The 2,928-nt window shown below is 30.9% G+C and carries 3 protein-coding genes; all 3 read right to left on the reverse strand.

Annotated elements, in window-relative coordinates:
- The coding region (locus KQ44_RS05055) for a hypothetical protein (protein WP_096736492.1) at positions 1-406 on the reverse strand (406 nt) is incomplete at its 3' end.
- Between the two features lie 3 nt (positions 407-409).
- On the reverse strand, positions 410-1,816 hold the full coding sequence (locus KQ44_RS05060) for an ABC transporter permease (protein ID WP_096736493.1): 1,407 nt from the start codon (positions 1,814-1,816) through the stop codon (positions 410-412).
- Positions 1,816-2,856 (reverse strand): ABC transporter permease, encoded by a 1,041-nt coding sequence (locus KQ44_RS05065; protein ID WP_096736494.1) that lies wholly within the window; start codon positions 2,854-2,856, stop codon positions 1,816-1,818. Before KQ44_RS05065 ends, KQ44_RS05060 begins: the two co-directional genes overlap by 1 nt.
- Positions 2,857-2,928: the final 72 nt, after the last annotated feature.

Genomic DNA, 2,928 nt, shown 5'->3' on the forward strand with positions numbered 1-2,928 from the left:
AAAGCTCATTCTCATCTTTTCCAGATAAAGAATAATATATTCCTTTAACATTCCAATGAGCAGCATATTCTTTATTATAAGTCTCCATTATTATTTCTATTCCTGTTTCATTATCAGTATAAGTTTTATATTCTTTTAGATTATCATACAATGCTAAAAGCTCATCTAAATTTTTTGAAGCTCTGTAATAGAAATTAATATTATTATAATCAAAATTTGACTCTGCAATAGTTTTATTAACAATAGAATACCTGACATTAAAAGCATTCTCTGGTACTGGTGTGCAATAACCTAATACAGAAAAAGACTTAGTAGAATCCACTGGTACAATATCCATATTAGATTTGTTTGAACATGATATTAAAATAAATATAAGTGTATTAAAGATTATTATTTTTTTAAACATTTATTATCTGCTCCTTAATTTAGGGTGAAGTATTTTATCCAAAGCAAAACCCAAAAATGCAAATGACATACCTAAAATAGCAATTAATATGCCCGGAGGTATTATCCACCACCAAAGCCCTGATAACACCGCAGAACCTTTCATCGCATCATGCAGAATCTGTCCCCAAGTAACTATAGAAGCATCTCCAAGTCCAAGCAATGATAAAGAAGATTCATAAACTATAGCAGAAGGTACAGCCAAAGCCATAGAAGCAAATGAAAAAGGAAGAAGAAGCGGAGCTAAATGATTAAATATTATCCTAAAATGCCCAGCCCCTATTGTACGTGCTGCCTCAATATAGGTTTCTTCTTTAAGCTGCATAGCCATAGAACGAACAGTCATAACAGAACCAGTCCAAGAAAAAAATATCATCATCATTATCATAGTCCATATACTTGGTTTAAATATCGCACTCATAACTATCATCACTGGAAGAACTGGAATACCTATAAATATCTGATAAATAAACTGCATAATATTATCAACTATTCCTCCAAAATACGCAGACACTATCCCGTACATTACACCAATTATAACCGATATAAAACTTGTAGCTATTCCTATAAATAATGCCCATTTTAGACCTGATACAAGCCCAGAAAATATATCACGCTTCATATTATCAGTACCCATTATACCAGACATAGAGCCTACTAATACAATATATGGATTTTCAAAACTCGTATTATTGTTATCCGAAAACTTTAACAAAACTTCAAATTTGTAAATACCTTTTAATGCTTTAAAATCTTTAGCCATATCATCTTTTTTAGTATTAAAAAGTATTTTCATAGGATTGGTAGTAAGAGTATCAATCTGTCTTGCAAGCATTCTAGGTACAGAATCTCTGTAAAACCTAAATATTCTATTTTTTGAATCATTAAAGGCTGATATTCTCAAATCACCGTTTATATTATGTAAACTATCTGATAATGTAATCATTGCCCCGTCTGGTCTTGTAACAGTCCATACTGCTGCAGCTGAACCATTTACATTTGCATGAAAAATTAAATCAACTGGGGATTTATCAAATTTATAATCATATTCGAATACTGCTTTATAAGTTAATTGATTATCAATATAATTAGTTTCAATATTTATAGCCTTTATATCTGTAGTAATAGCGGACTTTTCTCTCTGAAAAAAATTAAGCCACTCTGGTGCTGCTGAAGCTGGGTTATCCTGCCAATATGTTATATCTCTCCAGCGTTTAGGAGCTTCTTTATAGGTTAAAAGCAAAGGCTCAAATAATGATACTAATATTGCCAAAACTAATATACATAAACCTACAACTCCTGTTTTATCTTTTTTAAACTCTTCAAAAAACTCTATTAATGGAGCAAGTTTTTTACTTATATTATTTTTCATTATAACTTGCCTCCTACTTTTATTCTAGGGTCTAAAAATCCGTAGGATATATCAAGAACTACAAGTCCGAATTGATAAAGTGCTGTAGTGATAGCCAAATTACCCATTAATACAGGTATATCATTTTGCTGAACTGATATCCAATAAAGATTACCAAGACCAGGCCAAGAAAATATACCCTCAAATATAATAGAGCCCGCAATAGAACCAAGAAGTCCTAATAATGTTATAGTAACTATAGGAGGAGCTGAACTTCTCAAAGTATGACCAAGTAAAACTGACTTTTCGGATATTCCTCTGGCACGTGCAGCCATTATATAATCTTCCTGCAAAGTGGATAATACTATGTTTCTTACAACAAATGAAAGCCCCCAGAATCCTATTAATGTTAATGTAATCAAAGGCAGAGACATATGCCATAACATATCCAAATAATACATTATACCAGTAGGTACAGGTATTGAATGTACTCCTCCAGAAGGAAATAAATTGAACTTATAAACAAATACCATTATAAGTATCATAGAAAGCCACCAAGTAGGCATGCCGTATACTATCATAGTAATAATGCTTGTAGTCCTATCAAATAATCCTCCTGCTTTTCTTGCCTTTATAAGCCCTATTATGAGTCCTATTATCATCTGTATCACTGAAGCTGTTGTAAAAAGTATTATAGAACGAGGAAGTGCCTCTCCTATTACTTTTATAACTTCTCTGCTTCCGTTAGAATCCATCATAATAGCTGATTTTCCAAACTGAAAAGTTATTGTATTAACAGCACGTATAAATATTCTCTCTCCTATACTTCTATTAAGCCAATATATATCATAGTAATATGCCCTTCTCTCTTTGATAAAATTCTCTATATCTTCAGTACGCATATTGCTAAGCCCTCTAACTTCAGCATTTATATTTTCTTCTATCTGAGATTTTAAAGTTTTTTCGCTTACAGTATTGAATATAGCAGATGACATAAACATAAGTATTATAAACATGATTATGCCTTTCAATATACGTTTTATAACAAAATAAGTAAACATAATACAATCCTTTCAAAACATTATACTAAAAATAATAAAAATTGCAAAGTATTATTATGTTAATTTAATTAT

It is taken from the genome of Brachyspira sp. G79 (assembly GCF_002379365.1).
GTDB lineage: Bacteria > Spirochaetota > Brachyspiria > Brachyspirales > Brachyspiraceae > Brachyspira.

Excerpts from the sequence above, each read along its gene's own strand:
- KQ44_RS05065 (WP_096736494.1), bottom strand. The coding sequence starts at position 2,856 with ATGTTTACTTATTTTGTTATAAAACGTATATTGAAAGGCATAATCATG.
- KQ44_RS05060 (WP_096736493.1), bottom strand. The coding sequence starts at position 1,816 with ATGAAAAATAATATAAGTAAAAAACTTGCTCCATTAATAGAGTTTTTT.